Source organism: Flavobacterium hankyongi (assembly GCF_036840915.1).
GTDB lineage: Bacteria > Bacteroidota > Bacteroidia > Flavobacteriales > Flavobacteriaceae > Flavobacterium > Flavobacterium hankyongi.
Genome location: NZ_CP085725.1, coordinates 3,196,514 through 3,217,553, shown reverse-complemented (window position 1 = coordinate 3,217,553; position 21,040 = coordinate 3,196,514). Strand labels below are relative to the sequence as shown.

The following is a 21,040-nucleotide window of genomic DNA, read 5'->3' as shown; positions in this document are numbered from 1 at the left end:
TGTTGAGAAGTTAGAGAAAGCACAAACAAATATCGTGTTTTCTAATCTTTAATCAAACCACAACAAACCGTAAATTCTCCACTTATTACGCCAAAATATCGTGTTTTCTAATCTTTAATCAAACCACAACTTCTGTTTCTGTTATTCGTACCCAGTTTTCAATATCGTGTTTTCTAATCTTTAATCAAACCACAACAAAGAATACGCATATACTTTTTACGAAGAAATATCGTGTTTTCTAATCTTTAATCAAACCACAACTGGTTCTTTAGTGCTTATTTTATATGCTAAAATATCGTGTTTTCTAATCTTTAATCAAACCACAACAAGACTATCGCATTAGAGATACAAGAAGAAAATATCGTGTTTTCTAATCTTTAATCAAACCACAACCTTCTTTTTGTTCTTTCTTTGATTTACTCCAATATCGTGTTTTCTAATCTTTAATCAAACCACAACTTTACAAAATTCTTTCTTTTTAAACCCTTGAATATCGTGTTTTCTAATCTTTAATCAAACCACAACCGTTGGATTAAATTCACTTTCATAATACGCAATATCGTGTTTTCTAATCTTTAATCAAACCACAACGCTAGTATCATGTTGTAAAAATAATAAAACAATATCGTGTTTTCTAATCTTTAATCAAACCACAACTGTAAATAGTAACGGAAAAATACGACAGTAATATCGTGTTTTCTAATCTTTAATCAAACCACAACTTGATTAGGTGGTTGGAAAGGCATTTCAAAAATATCGTGTTTTCTAATCTTTAATCAAACCACAACCTCAATTATCTATGGTGCTGATGACACAGAAATATCGTGTTTTCTAATCTTTAATCAAACCACAACCAGGATTATTAAATTAAACAAAACAAAAATAATATCGTGTTTTCTAATCTTTAATCAAACCACAACACTTGGGTTATCTAATTATGTCGAATTGCAAATATCGTGTTTTCTAATCTTTAATCAAACCACAACTGTTCTTTGAGTTTCAACTTTTTCATAAACAATATCGTGTTTTCTAATCTTTAATCAAACCACAACACTGGTATCACAACAAACGCAACAGCATGGAATATCGTGTTTTCTAATCTTTAATCAAACCACAACCCTCTTGCTTTAATTGAAAATCTACCGAAGAATATCGTGTTTTCTAATCTTTAATCAAACCACAACCCTATGCTTAACAAAGGATATGTACATTGAAATATCGTGTTTTCTAATCTTTAATCAAACCACAACCAGGCAATCCTATAGCTTTTTACCCACATAAATATCGTGTTTTCTAATCTTTAATCAAACCACAACTATTCCTTGAAGATGTTCAGTTAGAAAAAAATATCGTGTTTTCTAATCTTTAATCAAACCACAACCTAATGGGACTCCAGCTTTATAAAATAAATAATATCGTGTTTTCTAATCTTTAATCAAACCACAACTAATCCTTGAAACAAATGTTTTTTATTGATAATATCGTGTTTTCTAATCTTTAATCAAACCACAACTCTAAATTTAAGAGATGCTATTCTTCGGTAAATATCGTGTTTTCTAATCTTTAATCAAACCACAACGAGACCATTATGTTACCATTACACTATTTCAATATCGTGTTTTCTAATCTTTAATCAAACCACAACGAGTCTCTACAGGAGGTACAAGGCAATCAAAATATCGTGTTTTCTAATCTTTAATCAAACCACAACGGGCGGCGCGGTATATGATGACGAAAAGAAATATCGTGTTCTCTAATCTTTAATCAAACCACAACTTGGCATAAAAGCTTCTAAATCATTTTCTAAATATCGTGTTCTCTAATCTTTAATCAAACCACAACATTTGAGAACTTCTCAAGAAAAGAGTTACAATATCGTGTTCTCTAATCTTTAATCAAACCACAACTGATTTAGCAAACAAAATCAATTATAGAGGAATATCGTGTTCTCTAATCTTTAATCAAACCACAACTCGCTCCTGACCTTTCTCGAACTTCTCGAGAATATCGTGTTCTCTAATCTTTAATCAAACCACAACTATTTACAAATTCAGTTAGTTTGCAAAGATAATATCGTGTTCTCTAATCTTTAATCAAACCACAACTTTGCTGTTTTCTTTTCTGCTTGAAGCTCTAATATCGTGTTCTCTAATCTTTAATCAAACCACAACTTAAAATCCATTAGCAGAAAATCAAAAGATTTTTCGTTGTGGTTTGGCTGTTTAAGACTATGAAAATCTTATGTCAAAGAACCTATTCTCTTTTTTATATTTTTTGAAATTTTCCTGATGGCAATACTTTAAAATCAATTCCTTCAACAAAAGCCGAAAATTGATTATGATTCATTTTTCTTGTTGGTTTATTTTCTCCTAATTTAAAAGTACCATCAGGTTTAAAATTATCTTTTTTAATATCATCTGATTTTCTAGCTTCTTTAAAATATCTTAACATGATTACCCCATATTCATCAATTTTTCCTGATGGCCTAACTATTCTTTGAATTGACAACCCTTCAATAATGTAAATCCTTCCTTTTAAATCAATAATTTCCGTAATATCTTTCGGAGTTTCCGTTTCTTTATCATAAAAAACAACTTGTTGTCCTCTTTTTAAAACGACATCACGGTTATTACTTTTTACTATTGGAATTTGTACTTTTTTACCTTGAATTTCTTTTTCTTTAGATAAAGGATAATTCCCTTGACCTTGTTTAATTAATTTTACTAAACTGAAATTATTAATCAATTCGAAATCTCGTTTACCATCTAACTCATATATAGCCATTGCATAATTCTCATCATTCTGCGCATAAATCACTTGTTTATGTTCAAAACGAGATTTAGATAAAAGGCTATGTTTTTTTATCTCTAAAGGGTTTTTAACATTTGGAACGAAAACACGAACCTTATTGATTGGAATCCCAACTAAATTTTTCTCCTCATTTGGCTCTCTCATCCAAATAGTAGTTCCTTCTTTAATTACAGCAACTTTTTTTCCTAAAATTGTTTTAAAAGTTATTTTGCCTTCTTCGACAGCTTTTTGAATTTTTTGAGCAACAACAGGATCAACAATATTTTTAATATCATTATCTGATAATTTTGTCAAAGCTTTCCTCTCAACAAAATTAATTACATCATTCCCTTTTATGTCTTTTTTTAAAATAAAAGTTCCGTTTGATGTATGCTTCGGTTTATTTGTGAACTCATCTAACTCAGGCTGTTTTATTGCTCCATAATTTCCTGCTAAATGCAAAGAACCTCTTACTGTGTCACCTTGATGCAATCTTGGAATTTTTTCTCCTTTTTCGTTTAACTTGTAAATTACTTTCCCATTAGCATCTTTTTTTGGTATTGCTTTTCCTTTTTCATCACGCTCTATTTCGGCTACATATTGCTTTTTTCCACGAACTCTAATAATTTTTTTAGACTGTTTTTTAACATTGTCAGGAGTGAAATGCGAAACTAAAATTTCATCCTCAATTTTCAGCAAATCTTCTTTGAAGGTCTTCCAGGGTTTTGCTTGTTCAATTATAGCTTTTGCCTCTTTTTTGTTTTGCTCGTCTTCCAATCTCCATGCGTGAGCCAAAACATCGTATTTGTCTTTGGTCATACAGGCAATCGTTATGGCATCAATTGTATGGTGTGTATGTTTACTTCGGTCTTTTTCTTTGTATTGCTTGAATCCGTTTTCATCAATATAACTTTCCTGAATTCCCCATTGTTTTCTAAATTCGGCAACCATTCCACCTTTTACGCTTTCCACTCTTTTAAAATACGATTTTAAATAAGCTTGCGCATATTTGGTAATAATTCCTGTATCCGGGATTTGGCTGTTTTTGAATCCAACCTTTGGTTCTTTCCAAATAAATCTATCATATTTTCCTTGAAGATAATCTCGTTTTAAAGTCAAATAATGTCTTCTTCTTATTTTTTTATCTTTTATTTCTTTAGTTGATGCTACTTTTATTTGTTTAGTAATAAGTTTTATTTCATCATCTAATTTTTCTGCCTCTTTTTTCCAATGCTGAATTCTTGGCAAAATATCATTGTAATTAGATAATTCTATTGGCATTTTTTTACCTTTAATTGTTCTATTAAAATCTTTATCACAAAGTGTTTTGTTCATCAATGAATTATCTTGTGAAATACTTCTTGGTATTGTATGCTCAATATCAAATTTTGGATCTGAACCCAAAAAACTATCTATACTGATTGTTCTTCCTGTATAAACACAAATATGATTTTGCTCTTCCCAAATCTTGTATTTTAAAAGTTCTTCTTTAGTAATCAGTCTTCCATCTTTAGTTTGTTGTAAAGCTGATTCAAATCTTTGTAAATCCTCATTGGTGACGATTACTAATTCATTACCTGTCTTTATTTGATAGAGTTCTTTAATTTTTGATTCATAAATTTTATATAATTCTTCTCTTTCTTTTTGATAATCCTGAATTCCCTTTCTTCGATTCGCATCATTCAATTCACGAGCCATCTCAATGTGAATTCTTGTATTTTCGTCAACTTCTCCTTCAAGAATAAGCGTATTCAAAACTTTTCGCAATTGGTGCAAAGCTCGCATTGCCATAGGATTTTTAATGGATGAAGTCAAAGGGCTTCCTAAAACTACTTTTTCATTTCCAAACTCATCTTTGATAATTTTCTTTTTGAAAACCTCGATATCTGATGGATGATATAGTTTTTTTAGCCTATTATTTACTTTCTTTTCCTTCTCTTGGTCTGTTCCTTTTTCTTCACTACAAAATACTTGACCAGTTTCATTTTCTCCTTTCAGAAATTCTAAAACTTTTTCATCTAATCTCTTTATTTTGATGAACTCATATTTCTTTAATTGTTCAATAAAAATTGGTAACAAATGATTGAAAATGGCTTGTTGCTCTCTTTCATCCTCCATCTTATTTGATTTGTAAAAAACAAGTAATTTTTTCTTCAAATCATTTGCAAATTCTGGTTCTGCTTCATTTGAATAATATACTTTTTTACCATCTTCATTTTCAGTTTTATATTCTTTTATTAAACCATTAACAACTTCCAACAAACCTTTTTCAAAAGTGTAATTTTCAATAATTTCTGCGATTTTATTTTGAATATAGTTTCTCTGTTCAACATCCTTCCAAATTTCGGCATCCACAATAGTTGAAATGTTTGCCATAAATACGGCGTGAGAATACAAAAGCCCTTCTTTTAGATAAGGCAAAATTTTAGTGATTGCAGATAAACTCAAACTGGCAAAATCCTTTTTCAATTTTATTTTACTAAAAGCTTTTGCACTTTTATCATCTAATCCTAATTTTTCTTTTGCATATTCATATAAATAAATATCCGAAGTCGAAACAGAAAGCAAATGCCATAAATCTTTGTAATCAACTGTTTTGGTTACTTCTTCTTTTTTAGCATTTAGTGTTTGATACGTGAATATTTTTGTTTTCCAATCATCCCCGACAGTATTTTTCAATGAAGCAGAAACCTGGCAAGCCGAAACACTGTCTGTTGGTTTGTAGTTAAACCAATAAAAAAACTCATTCTTTTTTGAAGATTTGTAATAGCCGAAACTCGCTCCTTTTTCAACAAGTTCTTTAGCTAAAACTTCAAAATTAAAATCGTTCTTTCTGTAGAATTTCGGAATCAATTTCAATTTCTCTTCTTGTGTCAGAAAACGCAATGTTTTTTCACTTTGGGTTCCAATCTTTATGGTGTTCAAATACGTCCACATTCTGTACTCCTCAAAATCCGGATGAGAGATAGCGCAACGTGATTTGCTTTTTTCAAAAGAGCACTTTCCAATCAAGCCTTTCTGTGATTTTAATGGTCGCTGAAAGAAAATGGCTTTATACAAATCTTTGGCTAAACCTGTAAATTTCTTTTCGGGTAATTTTTCGGTATTATCAATTCCTTCAATTCCCTGAACTTCACAAATTATTTCAAATTCTTTAAGATAATGTTCCTCTCTTGAAGTATATTGATTTCTGATTTCCCCTTTGTTGTAAAGACTGTAAAAGTATTGTCCTAATGTTTTAAAATTTCCATCAAGCATAGCTTGTGAAATGTCTTTGATTTTTCCTTTTACTTTTCCTAAATCATCTTTTTTATTTAATCTGGCAATGAGTTCTTCTTTACATTTCTCAATATCATCTTCATTCTTTTTAGTTATTGCTATCAATGAAGTATATAACTTTTTCAATTTGCCTTCTCCTTCGTCCAAATCTTTTTTAAATCCACCTTTTACGGTTTCATCGATAATTCCAAGATTTATAAAATAACTTTTTAATTCTTCCAAAATTAAATTTGTTGTATCCAAATCTTCAATTAACGACTGAATTTGAGGATTATGTTCTTCAAAAACTCCTTCTGCTGATTGGTCAAGTCTGTTGCTCAAAAAACCCCTTCTTTGGGCAATATGGTAGAAAGCTCGTCCAAGCTCAAATAAAGCTACTTTTTGTTTACTGGCTCTATCCCTAAAAACATAAGGATTTTTATTTTCAACTTCATCAGTTCGTAACCATTTCAGGAATTCAGGATTAAGCGGATATTTTTTAAAACCTGATTTTTTCCAGTCTTCAACTTCTTCAATCGACAAAGGACACATTCCATTTAAAGAGAGAATTTTTAGAGTTTCGTATTTCCTTAATTTTCTTCGGTACTTTATTTTTCTTGCACTTCTGTAAGCTGTTCTTTCAGAAGCACGAGAACTTTCAATTCCTTTTTCTGACTTAACTCCTTCTGAAAATATCCTAACTCCTTTATCAATAATTTGCTCCTTGCCTTCATTTTCAGTATCTATAATCGCCCACCCTATCGAGTTTGTTCCTAAATCTAAACCTAGTATTCTTGCCATGTTTGTTTATTTTGTAACTAAAAATAAGGAAAAGTTTTTTGTTTAAAATGTGGAAAACCGTAAACTTTTATAAAATTGTTTTGCCTATATTTGTGATAGATAATTTTATTCTAATCTTTAATCTTATCACAATAAGGCTATATGCCGTAGATGAAAATCTTTAGTCCTGCTTCGGTGGGACTTTTTTATATAAAAAAAACACCCTTATGGGTGTTCTATAAAAGATTCAAGCTTTATCTATTTGTTCCAATTCTTTTCAATCCATTTTATTAATTCTTCACGATCATCTACATCTTTGATTTCTTTATCACGAAGTAATTTTTCAACTTTTTGAAATAATGCCTTATTGGTTAACTTATGCTTGTTCAAAAATTGATTACAAAAGTAAACCACTTCATATTCTTCTGTTTTATCCACTTTTTGTCTGTCTAAAACTCCAATGTATTTTGGATTGTCACCACCATCAACAGTAGGAGAATAATCATCGTAAACTAAATCTGCATTAGTAAAATTTCCCATAACTTTTATCTTTTAATTATTAATTACTCCACTTCATACAATCCAACAGTATCCAACAATTCTTGTTCGAATAAATAGATATCGTCAATACTTTCTATTGGTTGTCGATTTTCATTTTTGTCGTTATTGAATAATCCAATATACTTTTTCCCACCGTTAAGATGTAGTCTACAAAGTGGTTTACGATTGTTGTCATCTAACAGTATACCGAAATACGATTGAGTATCCCTGTGCACAATTCGGTTAGTAGTAACCTTTCTTCTCAAAATAGCTACTACGATTCTATACGCTTCTAATTCTTCATCAGTTGTATTTACTCGAGTAGCTTCAGGCTCTTCAATTTGATCTTTTTCTTGTATGATGACTTCTTTGTTTAGAGCAAAATGCAGTCGCTCATTGATTTTTTCTCCTATCAGCTGACCAAAAGCCTTTTGCACTAACTCTGTGAATTCTTCCATGACTTTTTCGGTCAATCTGCCGTTATACACTTTTGAGGTAAATAAGCGGACAAATTCCGTGGAAGGCTTTTCTATTTCTATATCAATTTGCTTTCGGATTTCCTTGATGTATTTGAGCGAACTGGCATTATCCAAAATCTTATTGATATCAAAATTGGATTTGTGAAACTTGGCTATCTCATTGACAGCACTGTCTTTCAATGATGCCATGTCGAATTCAAAAAATGGCTTTTCGTCCATTTTGTTTTTCTCGTCTAAATCGGTAAAAAACTGATACTGTATACCGTTGGTCAACAATGCAAAACGAGTTTTACTAACATGAAAATACCTGAACAGCTGTGATCCATGAACCGTAAGATTCTCTTTCCAGTTCTTGCATTCAATAATCATAATAGGTTCGCCGTTTTGAACAATTGCGTAATCTACTTTCTCTCCTTTTTTGATACCTAAATCGGCGGTATATTCTGGCACTACTTCGGTTGGATTGAAAGTATCGTAACCTAATAGATTTATAAACGGAAGTACAAAAGCATGCTTAGTCGATTCTTCCGTTTCAATTTTGTCTTTAAGCTGGTGAATTTTATCCGCTAATTGCTTGAGTTGTGTTTGAAGTTCCATGATTTAAAATTGATTATTGATTTGAACTTCATATTTTTCACAATTTTGAATATCCACTCCCATGACGTCTATGGTTTTTTCCGCTCCAGCAGCAAAGTTTGCCGCATTACCTAAACCTGTTCCAACAATGTTTCCATCTTTATCATAAAACGTAGCCTTAATATCTACATAATTAATTAACTTATCTGTATTGTTTCTAACTCTACAGTGGATTGTATATGAATCCATACTTTCTTCAAAAGTCGCATCATGCTTAAGTATTTCAACATCTGGCTTTTTTTCTGAGTTTGTACTAGATTCCGATGAACTTGAAGCTTTTCCACTTTCTGTTTTATCATTATCACTCCCAAAAGCCATAAATAGAAAACCTGTTAAAACAAATGCAGATATTAAATGTTGTATTCTTTTCTTCATAATTATTATAAATTAATTGTTATTATTTTTTTGTTGATTATAAATGGCATAAAAAATCCGACTAAGTACATTACTATATCAATCCAATCAAAAGTTCCTGATACAATCGAGATACTTTGTGCTATTTCTGATAATAAAGCAATTAATGGAAGCCCAATAAACCAAAATAGATTACTTGAATTGACTTCATTCTTCCATGCAACAAGCATCAAACTAATGAATGAAAACAACCATAAACCATCTGGTAATGAAAATTTTATCCAATTAGGGATTAACATGTCATTATTTATTGTAAAGTTTCTTATTGCTAGAATTACTTTAGATAAACCAATTGCATTGAACCATGAAAACATTTTTAATGATTCTACTCTAAAAGAAACATATATAAAACCTCCTAAAAAGACTGATAGAAAAGGAAAAAGGTTTTTCATAATTTTATATAAAAATCATTAGTTATTTATATGAACAAACATCCAGTGGTTTTAATTAAGCATATTGAATTAATTCCCAAACTACACTTTGATTATTGTAAGTAGACTAATCACCTTTCCTAAAAGCTTTTATACTGCTTTTGGATCTTGTTCTTTATTTAAGAGCTTTTTTAAATCGTTTATCATTTCTTTAATCTTTTTCCTTTCTCGTTGTAGTATATGTAGTACTTGGATTTGATTTAGCTTCCTTTTTAGTTACATATCTTCCAGTTTCTGCACTACGTGATTGCTTATAAGTCTTGGTTTTCTTTTCTTGAGCTGAAACAGCTATAACCATTAACATTACTAATGGGATTGCAAACATTTTTCTCATAATCTTTATAATTTAAAACTTTGTTAATCAAACCTACTACCATTAAAAACCAATTCCTTACGGGAAACCGTAACACATAAAAAAACCTGCAAAAAATTGCAGGTTTGAAATAAGTTATAACAATAAAGACTACACTAACCCCATATCTTTAGCTATCGCTACTAGGTGAATAGTATTATTGGCATGAAAATAATCTTTAAGTTTAGAGATTCTTTTTTCGATAGTACTTTTACTATTGGGAGTAATATTTAATTCTTTGAACTTGGCTTCCATATTTTCTTGAGGAATGCCTAATGATAATTGAGTAAGCAGTTGAATATCATAATCATCAATTTCTGAAGTTGTTTTATCTTGCAACGCGTGTTCTACAGAAGGTGAAATGTATTTTTCCTTGCCGCCCCAAACTGTTTCTATCGCTTTTTTAAGTTCGCTAGAGGTATTACGATGTTTAACCACATAACCTTCGATACCATAATCATGGAGTAACTTTTTAATTTTATGAGGTCGGTCATCAATTGAAAAGGCAATTATTTTGAGTAAAGGAAACTGTTTCCTAACTTCTGAAATCAATTGTTCTCCTGAAGTAATTTTAGCATCTCTATGATCCGCTTTAAAAGACAAGTCGGTAATTAATAATTGAAAAGGAACGTTCTCTATTTGTGCCTTTTTTAATCTTAATAGTGCATCATCACAGTATTTTACATATTCTGCCGAAGAAATATTCAATTCACTCACCGCTTTTTCAGTTGCGATATTATTCAAATCAATGTCATCAGCCACTAAAATTTTTGAAAACATAGTTATGTGTTTATTTGGGAATACTAATTTTTACTTTTAAACCATTACTGGCTGCATCAAAAGTAATTTTTCCGTTTATGTTTTGAATACGGTTTTCCGCATTCGCTATACCGCCTTTTTTAACCTGCTGCATTTCCATTCCCTTTCCGTTATCAGAATAATCAATAGTAATATCATTTTTATTGTTCGTAAAGCTTACTATAACAATACTAGCCTGACTGTGTTTTTTCATATTCACTAAAAGTTCCTGCAAAACTCTAAATAGTGTTATTTTTTTAATTTCAGACACATTACCCCAATTGATATTTTCATCTTTTTTAATGATAACATTTTGTTCAACAGATTTATAACCATTAATCATTTCGATTAAGTTTTCTATAAAAGATTCCCCAGTTTCTATCGATTCGTTTTCTTTAGATATGTTTCTGGAGCGTTGATACAGGTTATCCAATAAATTAATTAAGGTTTCTTTATTTTCAGGTTCTTCAATTTTTTTGGTTTCCACAAAAGACATGGTATGAAAAACATCATTAGCCAACTCGTCGTGTACTTTTTTGGCAATTCTTGTCTCTGTTTGGTATGAGGCTTTTAATCGATCTTCCTTTCTTTTGTTTTTAAAGTAATAGAAAAGAAAAACGACAATAATCACTAATACTATTGCACTGAAACTCCAGAAATTAATTTCATTTTTGTTTTTTTGAAGTTGTAAATCATTTGCTGTTTTTTCATTTTTAAGCTTTAGGTTTTCTTCATTCACCAATCGAGCATCATAATGCATTTTTGCAAATTGGCTTTTAGTGCTATTTCGTACTTGGGTAATACTATCATTTAACACCGCATACTTTAAGGCAAGAGCGCTATTATTCCCTGATGTCTTTATTAATAACAATAAAGCTTCCAGTCGTTCATCAACACTATTGTGTTTAGTCGACTCTTTATAGGCTTGTTGTGCAAAGCTTCTCGATTTCTGTAAATTATAGGGTAAATAGTATTCTGACAAATACAGATAACTTTCAATACGACCATAGGAATCATTTTCCTTATCACTCATTGCGAGAGCATCTTGCATTAATTTTAGTCCTTTCCCCTTTTCCTGAAGTTTAGTATAAGCATAGCCAAGGTTATTCATATAAATCGCTCTCCTTTTTGGTAAGGTATCCAGAAACTTCCATTTCAAAGCTTTTGTCAAAAGGCTAACCGATTTTTTATAATTCCCTTGTATTGTATAAACATTAGCCATATTATTGAGCACAACGGCTTTGGTCAAACTATCACTTGCTAATCGATATGCCTCACTGTAATAAAGGAGTGCCTCATCATAATTTTTTAATTCCTTAGCAGAAATTCCTAGTAAATTGTTAGCAGCAGGAAGATATTCATTATTCCCTTTTATATAAGGCAAAGCGTCTATTAAGTTATCCTCACTGCCAAAATAATCACCCATGGTTTGCTGGGCTCTTGCCATTTGAAGCAAACAATAGGCAATGTTTTCCTTGTTATGTATAGAGTCAAAGGATACCTTAGCTTGGGAGTAGTAATAAAAAGCGCTATCGTATTTTGCTTTTGTATAATACGTATCTGCTTTGTCTTGATAGGCTATTGCTTTTTTATTGCGTTCCTTATCAACGGCACTTTTTTTGACCTCTTGATTATCAATCTGATTACAAGCCAAGCATAAAAAACAAAAAAATATACAAAATAAAAACGGGGAACGATTCATATTGATTCTTTCCCCGAATTTACTAATTCTTATTTTAAAACTCACAAATTAATTAAGGCTTTGGAGGTTTGATAGGCACAACATCATCCCCAGGACCTGGTCCAGTAAGTAAATTTATAGTAAGTGTATCCGTAGGTATTGTATCTGTTTCTTTAAGAGTAACATTAGACACTTCATCTTTACTATTTTTATTTGCATAACCATTAGCGATACCTTCAACACTGTCAGTATCACAAGATACCGCACTAAAACCTAGAGCTGTACAAACAGCAACATATATAAAATTTTTCATTTTTCTTCAATTAAAAATTACATAGGTCTGGCCGTTCGAAAATCATTTTCGAATCTTTTAAACCATCCCTAAAATTGCTTTTAGAGTACTCTGTTATTTTTTTGGGAAGAAAAAAGTAGGTTCTCACACAAAGGGTTATCTATACTTCCCTTTTCAGATTCCAATGCGGAAAACCGTACTTTGGTTTAAACTAGTTTTGTACATTTGTTCATATCGCGAAATAGAGCAAGAACTAATTCTGAAGCAAAGATGCCCCACATTTGCCGCTCTATTGACAGACTGCTCCTGTATTTCCGATATTTCGGAGATTACAAAGACAGTTTTCCGATTATTCTAATTTTTCCGATAAATTTTGAAGTGCTTATGAGTAAAACTACTTTTGAAGATTATAAAAATGCTATATGGAGAGAGTTCGAAATCATTAAAAAAAATGATGTCACTGGCTTTTTTTCAGACTTATCCCCAGCAGCTGTTAGAGATTATTATATTCAGCTTATTGATAAAGGTGTATCGAAAGCAGATGAAGAAATAATGAGGTTGTTTTTTGAAACAAAGGAAAATGAATCATTAAAAAAGTCTGTAAATAATTCCAATACAGATAAGTTCAAACCAATAATATCTTTTTTAACAGGGAAAACCAAAAATCCTGATAAAAAAGTAAGAGTAGAATTGGCGGCCATTTTGATATCTTTTGAACAAAGACCTCATCATATATTTTCAAAAATTGGAATCGATAAAGATTACAGTGATTGCAAAATTGAACCTAAAACAGAATCTGTCATTGAGAAACCCAAAGAATCACTACAAAACAATCAAGATAGTAGATTGCAGAATCTATCTTTTAGTAATGTTTCAAAACATGAATATGTAGCTAATTCAAAGCAATCAATAAAAAAAACAATACTAATTTTAGGCCTATTATTAATTAGTTTTTTTACAATTTCTCTTTTTTACAATTATTTACGTCACAAAGACTGCCTAGAATGGAAAAATGATCGATATATTGAGGTAGATTGTGAAACGAAAGAAAATGGTAGCGTGAATTTGAATATCCTTTATGATGAAAGCCTACTCAAACGAAGAAAAATAACTCCAACAGACACTACAACGTATTTCAAAAACGGGAAAGCAGTAATATGGTACTGTAAAGGCAGTAATGGTGATTTAGAATTTTTTAATTTTTCCGGATATCATCCTGTAACTGGTAAACCACTACATCACATTACTGATTATATAATAGAAAAGTATATTGAAAAATAGTTTATTTTTCGTTATCAGCTTGATGTATTCTTTTTATCAGTTTGTTTTTAAGCAGTTCAAAATTCTCTTTTTGAAGTTGTAATTTTTCCAGTTTATATAAACTGTATTTGTGTAACGATTTTATAGCTCTAGCTCTAATACTAGATGCTAAACCAAATTTGTCATCATGATTTTCTAAAAATTCAGCAGTTTTAAGTGCGGCAAAACTCTCTGTTCGTTGCTTCTCGATAGTGTTGATTTCCTTTTGTACACGAGACAGTTTAATTTGTGTGTTTTCGTACGCTTCTTTTAGTTTTTCGTTGGTTTTGTGTTGTTCTTCTTTTATGAAATGTTGCACAGTTTTAGAAGTTTTCTCTTTTTGAACACCTTGCAATAAAACTGAAAATTGTTGTAAAGCATCAAGTGGTAAATCACGTTGTCCTGATTTGCACATAGTCCATTGACTTCTCGTAATTCCTAAAGCCATAGCCATTTCATTTTGTGTTAATCCCAACATGTTTTTTACCTCAGTCCGCTTTTTCATGACGTGTCCTTTTTATATGTTTTATTATTTAGACACAACTTTTGTGCCTTTTTTAGAAAAAATAAAAAAAGGACACAGATTGTGTGTCTTTTTTGCAAAATTTTTTTTTTTAGACACTAAAAAATAAAACGCTAAATATCACCAATTTTAGTGATTGTGTAAGTAATTTATAATGATTAGGTTTGAAAAAACAGTTAAAATTCCGATATAAGAAATTAATTGTCTTAGATAATTAAAAAAATTGATATGGAACTAAAAGATTTTAGAAAACTAATAATTGACAGTCCAATTAAGGATAAACTTAACAATTTGGAAATAGTTATCAATTTCCCTTATTTGGATTCAACAATTAAATTAAAAGGAATAGAGTCAATCTATGCATTTGTACATGACCAAGTCAAAGGCTGGAACAATATTGGTAAATTACCAGAATATTTAATTTCTTCAAAAAATTATTTTGAAAGCATTCGCTCAAAGTTATTAGAAATAGTAGATTTTTCTAATGAGAATCAACATTTATTTGATACCTTTTGGAGTGAACTCAACAACATTTTATCAGCAGAAAGGTTTAATAGAAGATTTATCTTTACATATGATAGTCCTGAAACTGATTTTATCATTGAAATAAATAACAAGAATATTGGTTCTACTCAAGGAACAATTGACTATTTAACTGGACAACCAATAAGCACAAATACAAGTAGAGATTATCTGACAGGAGTTCTACTTGCCTATGAATTTAAAAATCAAGCTGATTCTGAAATCTCTCATAGAAGAAACAATGAAAAAATTAGTTTAGGTCAAATAAGAACAAAATATAATGAATATATTGTTGAAGCTGAACAACATTTAAACCAATATATTACAGGTGCTAAAGAAAATTTAACAGACCATTTCAATTCAGTTGATGAACTAAAAAAAGAAAAAAATATAACATTTGATGATTGGCTTACAACCACACAAAAAGAATTCACAAGCTTTTTTGATATAACTAAAAAAAGTGTTTCGGAAAATGAAAATCTATATCGTGAGAAATTACGGTTAGAAGCCCCAGCTAATTATTGGAACAAAAGAGCCATTAAATTAAAGGACGAAGGAAACAAACATCTAAACAAACTTATTGGAATTTCTGTGATTAGTGCAATATTACTTTTTGCATTATTGTTTTTTATTGGTGATGATTATTTCAAAAGTGTTTTCAGTGATAATTTGAAAGGAATTAAATGGTCAATTATTTTAATTACAATTGTCTCATTATTGGCATTTTGCATAAGAATTTTGGCAAGACTGACATTTAGTTCTTATCATTTATCTCGAGATGCTGAGGAAAGAGAACAACTTACACACTTCTATTTAGCTTTAAAGCATGATACTTCGGTATCAGACAACGATAGGCAGTTAATTTTACAATCGTTATTCAGTCGTTCTGATACTGGTCTCTTAAAAGAGGATTCTGCACCAACAATGCCTAGCGGAATAATGGAAAAATATATATCTAAATAGAAAATGACAACACTAATATAAAATTAAACATAAATGAAAAAATCATTCAGTCTAATCCTAATCTTATTTTCGCTTCTGTCTTACTCTCAAAAGGAAAATATAGAATCATCAACAAGAAAATTTATTGAAAAAGCTCAGTTCACACGCATAAACAAAGATTGGACAACAATAGCTGAATTTAAATCGGGAATTGGTGAATATGTAAATTTTTATCCTATTGAAGTTATAGATCTTAAAAGCGGTGAAAAAGTTAATGCTTTACAACTCGATATGTACATTAAAAATCCAGATATATTTAAAACAGCATGGGTAGGAATCGATGAGATTGAAGAATTTATAACTTTTGTTGAAAAAAATGTTGTCCCAAATTTAGAACTTAAGTTTAAAGATAAATCATCAGAATTTATATTTAAAGCAAAAGAAATGACTTTCTCATATTTCATTTACGAAAAAACCAGAAAAATCACAATTAAATTAAATAGTTATGACAATGATAAAATTTTAAATTATACTTTCTGGACAGAAACACAGGTTGATAAAATACCAAAATTATTAACTGTTTTAAATAAAATAAAATAAAGTCTCCCGATAACGCGCATTTACACTCGAGCACAGCAACAGCTTAAGACATCCGCTCCTTGACAATAACAACAAGAATCTTATTGAAAAAGTGTATCGTGATAAGTTTGCCATAACTGGCTTGTATCCTGTAATTTTGTAGCGCAAAAAAGAAACTCGCTTTTTACTATTATGAATCCTTCCTTTTATACAGCAACCAAATTGGGATAGTACCCCGATGGCGCGGATTTATAATCCGTGCCTTGACACTAACAACAATCTTGTTAGAAAAAGTTTATCCTGCTATATTTGCTGAAACTATTTGTCTCGTATATTTTTGTAGCAAAAAAAGAAATTCGCTTTTTACTACTATGAACCCTCCCTTTTCAGACAGCAAACCGCTGATGGTTTTGATGCAAAAATGATGAAAAATTTTGAAGCTGCCCCTCCTGGAGATTATTATGATAAAAATGGGAATCATTTAGGTAGTGATGGTAAGAATGATGACAAAGCATATTTTGCGGATGGTATTAATTCAGATGGTTCTTTTAAAAACGCAAAAGAACTAAGTGTTTCAAATTCTGTTTTAAATCAACTAGCAAATACAGTTGCAGAAGAATCGAGTGGAAATTGGAAAGAATCTTTTGCTATTGCTTCAACAATAGTTAATTTATCAAATTATAAAAACAAAAACTGTTTCATCTACACTTCAAACTGAAGGAATATATGGTTATGGAAATGGAGGAAATTCTACTAAATATAATAATAATGCTGAATCTGGAATGCAAGCAGCTTTGAATGCAGTGATGGGAGGACGTGATTATTCAAATGGGGCATTACGTTGGGATGGTTTTGATTTTGCAAAAAATGGTTTTGACCATATAAAAGCGAGAACGGCACGATTAAATATAAATACTAATCATTTAAATACTTTCCTTGGTCATTCAGCATATAGCAAATACAACCCTACAAATAGTTTATCAGCAGGTGTTCATTTAGCTACATCTGGCAATTACAAAGGAATGTCATTATATTCATCATCTGCCACATACGGAGGCACCATATTTTGGGCCCCTAACCCAACAAATTTTGCCATTGGTACGAGTACAGTCAATGGCAGAAATAGTGGATTCTCACCCTGTATTCAATATGATATTGTAAAACCTAATATAAATTTCAATGGTAAGTATTAAGTACACTTTTATAGCAATAGTTTTCATCTTTATCGGATGTAAAAAAAATATTCAGAATGATAAAGACAATCCAAAAGAGGTCAAACATAGTGAGGTCACAAAAGGAATTGATATTCATGACTGTACGACAGTAAAAGATACCATTTTTAAGGATAATGACTATGTGAAATACATATCTTTAAAAGAAAAACAATACGGTATTGAGATAAAATTAAACAATGTGATTGATACTCTTAATTTTAGCTTCGATTGCAGTTCCCCTAATGGTATGATTCCTAAAATACTATTTAAACACGAAGACTACATTGTCTTATCTCAAGGAACTGGGTTTAATTATAGAAGTTCAATTTTATGTAACTTAGATAATAAAGGTAATAGAATTGACATAAATGAATATGAGATTGAGATTGTTGAACCTTCAGAAAATGATTTTTGTGCTTTTCTAAAAAATAATATTATATACCTATATAACAGAAATAATAAAATTTTACTTGCGAAAGACCTACCATCTAATTTTTTAAAATTTCAAACAAAAAAATGCCAACTGAATAAAGGCAAGGTTAATGTTTATTTTGAAAATAAGGAAACGTTAACTTATAACTTAAAAGAATTTGTATTGGTAAAAGAAAATTAAGAATGGTTGGTATAAGGATAAATATTATTATCATTTTAATAATTATTACTCTTTTTGGTTGTCAAGAGTCAAAAAAAAACATGTTTAAATAAGATAGAATACATATCTCAAAAAGAATCCTTAGTGACCTCAGTCATAAATATTAATACTACAATTAATGATTATGAACTACAAAAGAAGATTGATAATAATCAATTGAAGAGAGTATTCTTTTATTCAATAAAAAAAGAATTTAGAGATTATTTTGTTTTTTTTAAAACAATTAAAAAAGAAGATGGGCTATATGATTTCAAAATATTAACTAGTTTTTTTGATGCCAATAGAAGTTTTAATAATTACAAGATTGAACACCGTAAATGGAGTAAGGAAGAAATAGAAAAAACGATAAAAGGAGATATTGGATTGATTTTTGAAAATGATACAATCATACTAAAAGACTGTAATTAAAATATGATGAATAAAATTAACCTGATAGTGCGGATTTGTAATCCGTGCCTTGACACTAACAAGAATCTTGTTGAAAAGTTTATCCTGCTACATTTGCTGTAACTGATTTGTAGCGTATATTTTTGTAGCGTAAAAAAACTCGCTTTTTACTAATATGAATCCTTCCTTTTATACAGCAACCAAATTGGGATAGTATCCAATTTCTCTGCGCTTGTAGCTACTGACTTCAAGGGAGAGACAAATGCACTATGTTGCACAGGAATTTAGAGGGCGATTTTAAAGAGATTGTTTCCCTATTACGCCTAAAAGAAAATATAACCGTAGTTACTCCCGAAGATCTAACCGCACTAAATCTAACCAAAAAAGGGAATCTTGCTCGTGAAATAATTTTAAATGATTTACAATTATTAAGTGATTTTGGCGCTTCGCCAACGCTTAATTTATTGAAGTGTTATGAGCGCGATGATGAATTTGATTTCATATCGACTGATGTGTATTCGTTTCATGTCGATCGTTCACCCATTGCCACAGATACTTTTTTATGTACCTATCATGGAGCGGCTAATGATATCATTCCTAATGCACAAGTCACGCAAAAGGTTCTAATTCCAGAAATTAGAGCAAAACTAGAAAAACTACACGATGGCCCTCCTGAAGAATTTGAAAACTTTTTGAAAGAGATTTATTTCGACTTACATTATCAGGCTCATGAGGGTGCAGCACCTATTAACTTAGGTAATGGACACATTTGGAGACTGGCTGTAGATCATCCCAACCAGCAAGTAGTACCTTGTATTCATAGAATACCAAAAGAAAATGAAGGAGAGTATCGATTGTTGTTAATCTGCTAAACAAATGCTTTGTCTGTTGGCTTCAATAAAATTCAATGTAAGCATTAAAAAGAAGTTAACATCAGTAGTAAGTCAACTAATCTATGACTATCTAATTATTTTGCGGAGTATTTGAGCATGACAAATTTGGAGACGATGTGTATTTTATCAAACACAAACCAAAGAGAACGTCAAGCCCAATGATTTGGTATAATTTTTAACTGTAATTTGTGTTTTTTCTTACAAATAGTTAATCTTCTGCTAAATTCATTTTGGCATAAACAAATCGGCATCTTGTTTGATATTTCTTACATATAATTTTAAAACTAAAAAATATGTATTCATTTAACAAGATTACACTAGCATCAGATTGCGATGTGTTATTAGCATGGGCAGAGAAAGAAAAAGCAGATTTAGCTTTCAAGAAATTCTCAGAAGAGCGTATCACAGCAAATTACAGTAGCACTTCGGTAGAAATTGAAGCGGTATTGCAAGGTGTATTAGCCGAAATTTCGGCAGTACAAACAGTTATCGATGTATTACCAGAAGGCCCTACTAAAGAGAACGAAGTAAAAAGAAAAGTAAGACTCGAGTACAAGAAATTTTTGTTAGAAAACAGAAAGGACAGTTACGGTTCTGTAGCTTTACTGGAAAAAGAGCTGGATCTTGAACGTATCAACAAAGAACTTACTGAAGTTGATTTGTTTATCACAGGAATTACAGCACACAAAGCCACATTGTAAATCCAAAAAAGGGCATCAGGAATGATGCCCTTTTTAGTTATAACTAGTCAGTTTATTTACCCGATGGCGGATTTGTAATCCGTGCGCAAAGTCTCCTAACTTTGAGTGATAAAACAAAAGCTACAAAACTAATGTTGTAACTTTTATAAATTAAATTATTCCTGTAGCACTAATTTATTTCATCAATTTGATTAATTAGGCTACGACTTCTGCTACTAAACCATAAGTAAAGAAAAACAAATAGTATAAAACTACACAAATACTTATATTTGCAAAATGAGAAAAATCATTTGGCTTTTATTTTTATTTATAACTTTTGGATGTTCTCGAGAACCAAAAAAATTACCTTATTTGGGAAATCCCATTACACAAGGTAATGATACTATATATCCAAAAATTAATGATTTTTCATTTATTAATCAAGACAGTACGATTGTCACAAACAAGACTTTTAAAAATAAAATTTATGTCGCCGACTTTATATTTCTCTCATGCCCAACAATTTGTCCAAAGATGAATGTTGAACTCAATAAAGTCTATGAGGTTTATAAAAACAATCCAAAAGTTAATTTTTTATCACATACAATTGATCCAGAAAGAGATAGTATACAAAGATTGAAAGATTATAAAACATCATTAAAATTAAATGAGAACTGGCATTTTGTTACAGGGAATAAAGATAGTATTTTCAATATTGCTACTAAAAGCTATTTTACTACGGCTTATCCTGACGTAAATGAACCTGGTGGTTTGGTTCATGGTGGAGGACTATTATTAATCGATAAAAATAGACATATTAGAGGTGTCTATGATGGAACAAATCCTGAAGAAACAAAACGTTTAATTAATGATATTAAATTATTATTGAAGGAATAGA

19 protein-coding genes, 1 pseudogene and 1 CRISPR repeat array (1 of these 21 only partly in view) are annotated in these 21,040 nt (G+C 30.4%); of the genes and pseudogenes, 10 read left to right on the top strand and 10 right to left on the bottom strand.

Annotated features, from left to right (window positions below):
* Positions 1–2,171: direct repeats of the CRISPR family, unit length 36 nt; unit sequence AATATCGTGTTTTCTAATCTTTAATCAAACCACAAC (it extends 236 nt beyond the left edge of the window).
* Between the two features lie 94 nt (positions 2,172–2,265).
* From cas9 to LJY17_RS14590, 9 genes are all read right to left on the bottom strand, one after another.
* Positions 2,266–6,849 carry a type II CRISPR RNA-guided endonuclease Cas9 gene (gene cas9 / locus LJY17_RS14630; protein WP_264544551.1) on the bottom strand — a complete coding sequence of 1,528 codons (4,584 nt, stop codon included), beginning with the start codon at positions 6,847–6,849 and terminating at the stop codon, positions 2,266–2,268.
* Positions 6,850–7,086: 237 nt separating this feature from the next.
* Entirely contained in the window at positions 7,087–7,368 is a 282-nt protein-coding gene (locus LJY17_RS14625; RefSeq protein WP_264544550.1) for a hypothetical protein, read from the bottom strand.
* A 23-nt stretch (positions 7,369–7,391) separates the two neighbouring features.
* A complete protein-coding gene (locus tag LJY17_RS14620) occupies positions 7,392–8,444 on the bottom strand; it encodes a type I restriction endonuclease (RefSeq protein ID WP_264544549.1) in 1,053 nt (350 codons plus the stop codon).
* A gap of 3 nt (positions 8,445–8,447) precedes the next feature.
* Positions 8,448–8,858 (bottom strand): FxLYD domain-containing protein, encoded by a 411-nt coding sequence (locus tag LJY17_RS14615; RefSeq protein WP_264544548.1) that lies wholly within the window; start codon positions 8,856–8,858, stop codon positions 8,448–8,450.
* 5 nt (positions 8,859–8,863) lie between these two features.
* On the bottom strand, positions 8,864–9,289 hold the full coding sequence (locus tag LJY17_RS14610) for a hypothetical protein (protein WP_264544547.1): 426 nt from the start codon (positions 9,287–9,289) through the stop codon (positions 8,864–8,866).
* 190 nt (positions 9,290–9,479) lie between these two features.
* Complete coding sequence (locus tag LJY17_RS14605; RefSeq protein ID WP_264544546.1) at positions 9,480–9,662, bottom strand: hypothetical protein; 183 nt, start codon at positions 9,660–9,662, stop codon at positions 9,480–9,482.
* 129 nt (positions 9,663–9,791) lie between these two features.
* Complete coding sequence (locus tag LJY17_RS14600; protein ID WP_264544545.1) at positions 9,792–10,460, bottom strand: response regulator; 669 nt, start codon at positions 10,458–10,460, stop codon at positions 9,792–9,794.
* Between the two features lie 10 nt (positions 10,461–10,470).
* Positions 10,471–12,225, bottom strand: coding sequence for a tetratricopeptide repeat-containing sensor histidine kinase (locus LJY17_RS14595; protein WP_264544544.1), 1,755 nt, complete (start codon positions 12,223–12,225; stop codon positions 10,471–10,473).
* A gap of 7 nt (positions 12,226–12,232) precedes the next feature.
* Positions 12,233–12,472: a hypothetical protein gene (locus LJY17_RS14590; protein WP_264544543.1), complete on the bottom strand. Its 240-nt coding sequence runs from the start codon at positions 12,470–12,472 to the stop codon at positions 12,233–12,235.
* A gap of 363 nt (positions 12,473–12,835) precedes the next feature.
* Here LJY17_RS14590 and LJY17_RS14585 point away from each other — a divergent pair, with 363 nt between their 5' ends.
* Entirely contained in the window at positions 12,836–13,732 is an 897-nt protein-coding gene (locus tag LJY17_RS14585; RefSeq protein WP_264544542.1) for a hypothetical protein, read from the top strand.
* Between the two features lies 1 nt (position 13,733).
* Here the strand turns inward: LJY17_RS14585 and LJY17_RS14580 are convergent, their stop codons facing one another.
* Positions 13,734–14,255, bottom strand: a complete 522-nt coding sequence (locus tag LJY17_RS14580; protein ID WP_264544541.1) for a hypothetical protein — start codon at positions 14,253–14,255, stop codon at positions 13,734–13,736.
* 246 nt (positions 14,256–14,501) lie between these two features.
* On the opposite strand from LJY17_RS14580, the gene LJY17_RS14575 reads away from it, so the two are divergent.
* The 9 genes and pseudogenes from LJY17_RS14575 to LJY17_RS14535 all read left to right on the top strand — a co-directional run bounded on the left by LJY17_RS14575 (position 14,502) and on the right by LJY17_RS14535 (position 21,039).
* Entirely contained in the window at positions 14,502–15,758 is a 1,257-nt protein-coding gene (locus LJY17_RS14575) for a DUF6161 domain-containing protein (protein ID WP_264544540.1), read from the top strand.
* 33 nt (positions 15,759–15,791) lie between these two features.
* Positions 15,792–16,337 (top strand): hypothetical protein, encoded by a 546-nt coding sequence (locus LJY17_RS14570; protein ID WP_264544539.1) that lies wholly within the window; start codon positions 15,792–15,794, stop codon positions 16,335–16,337.
* Positions 16,338–16,737: 400 nt separating this feature from the next.
* Positions 16,738–17,034 carry a hypothetical protein gene (locus LJY17_RS14565; protein WP_264544538.1) on the top strand — a complete coding sequence of 99 codons (297 nt, stop codon included), beginning with the start codon at positions 16,738–16,740 and terminating at the stop codon, positions 17,032–17,034.
* Between the two features lie 64 nt (positions 17,035–17,098).
* Positions 17,099–17,509: a hypothetical protein gene (locus LJY17_RS14560; protein ID WP_264544537.1), complete on the top strand. Its 411-nt coding sequence runs from the start codon at positions 17,099–17,101 to the stop codon at positions 17,507–17,509.
* Complete coding sequence (locus LJY17_RS14555) at positions 17,496–18,143, top strand: hypothetical protein (RefSeq protein ID WP_264544536.1); 648 nt, start codon at positions 17,496–17,498, stop codon at positions 18,141–18,143. Before LJY17_RS14560 ends, LJY17_RS14555 begins: the two co-directional genes overlap by 14 nt.
* A gap of 123 nt (positions 18,144–18,266) precedes the next feature.
* Entirely contained in the window at positions 18,267–18,590 is a 324-nt protein-coding gene (locus LJY17_RS14550; protein ID WP_264544535.1) for a hypothetical protein, read from the top strand.
* Between the two features lie 183 nt (positions 18,591–18,773).
* Positions 18,774–19,441 (top strand): annotated as a pseudogene (locus tag LJY17_RS14545) (DUF1826 domain-containing protein).
* A gap of 314 nt (positions 19,442–19,755) precedes the next feature.
* Entirely contained in the window at positions 19,756–20,163 is a 408-nt protein-coding gene (locus LJY17_RS14540) for a hypothetical protein (RefSeq protein WP_264544534.1), read from the top strand.
* A 276-nt stretch (positions 20,164–20,439) separates the two neighbouring features.
* Positions 20,440–21,039: an SCO family protein gene (locus LJY17_RS14535; RefSeq protein ID WP_264544533.1), complete on the top strand. Its 600-nt coding sequence runs from the start codon at positions 20,440–20,442 to the stop codon at positions 21,037–21,039.
* Position 21,040: the final 1 nt, after the last annotated feature.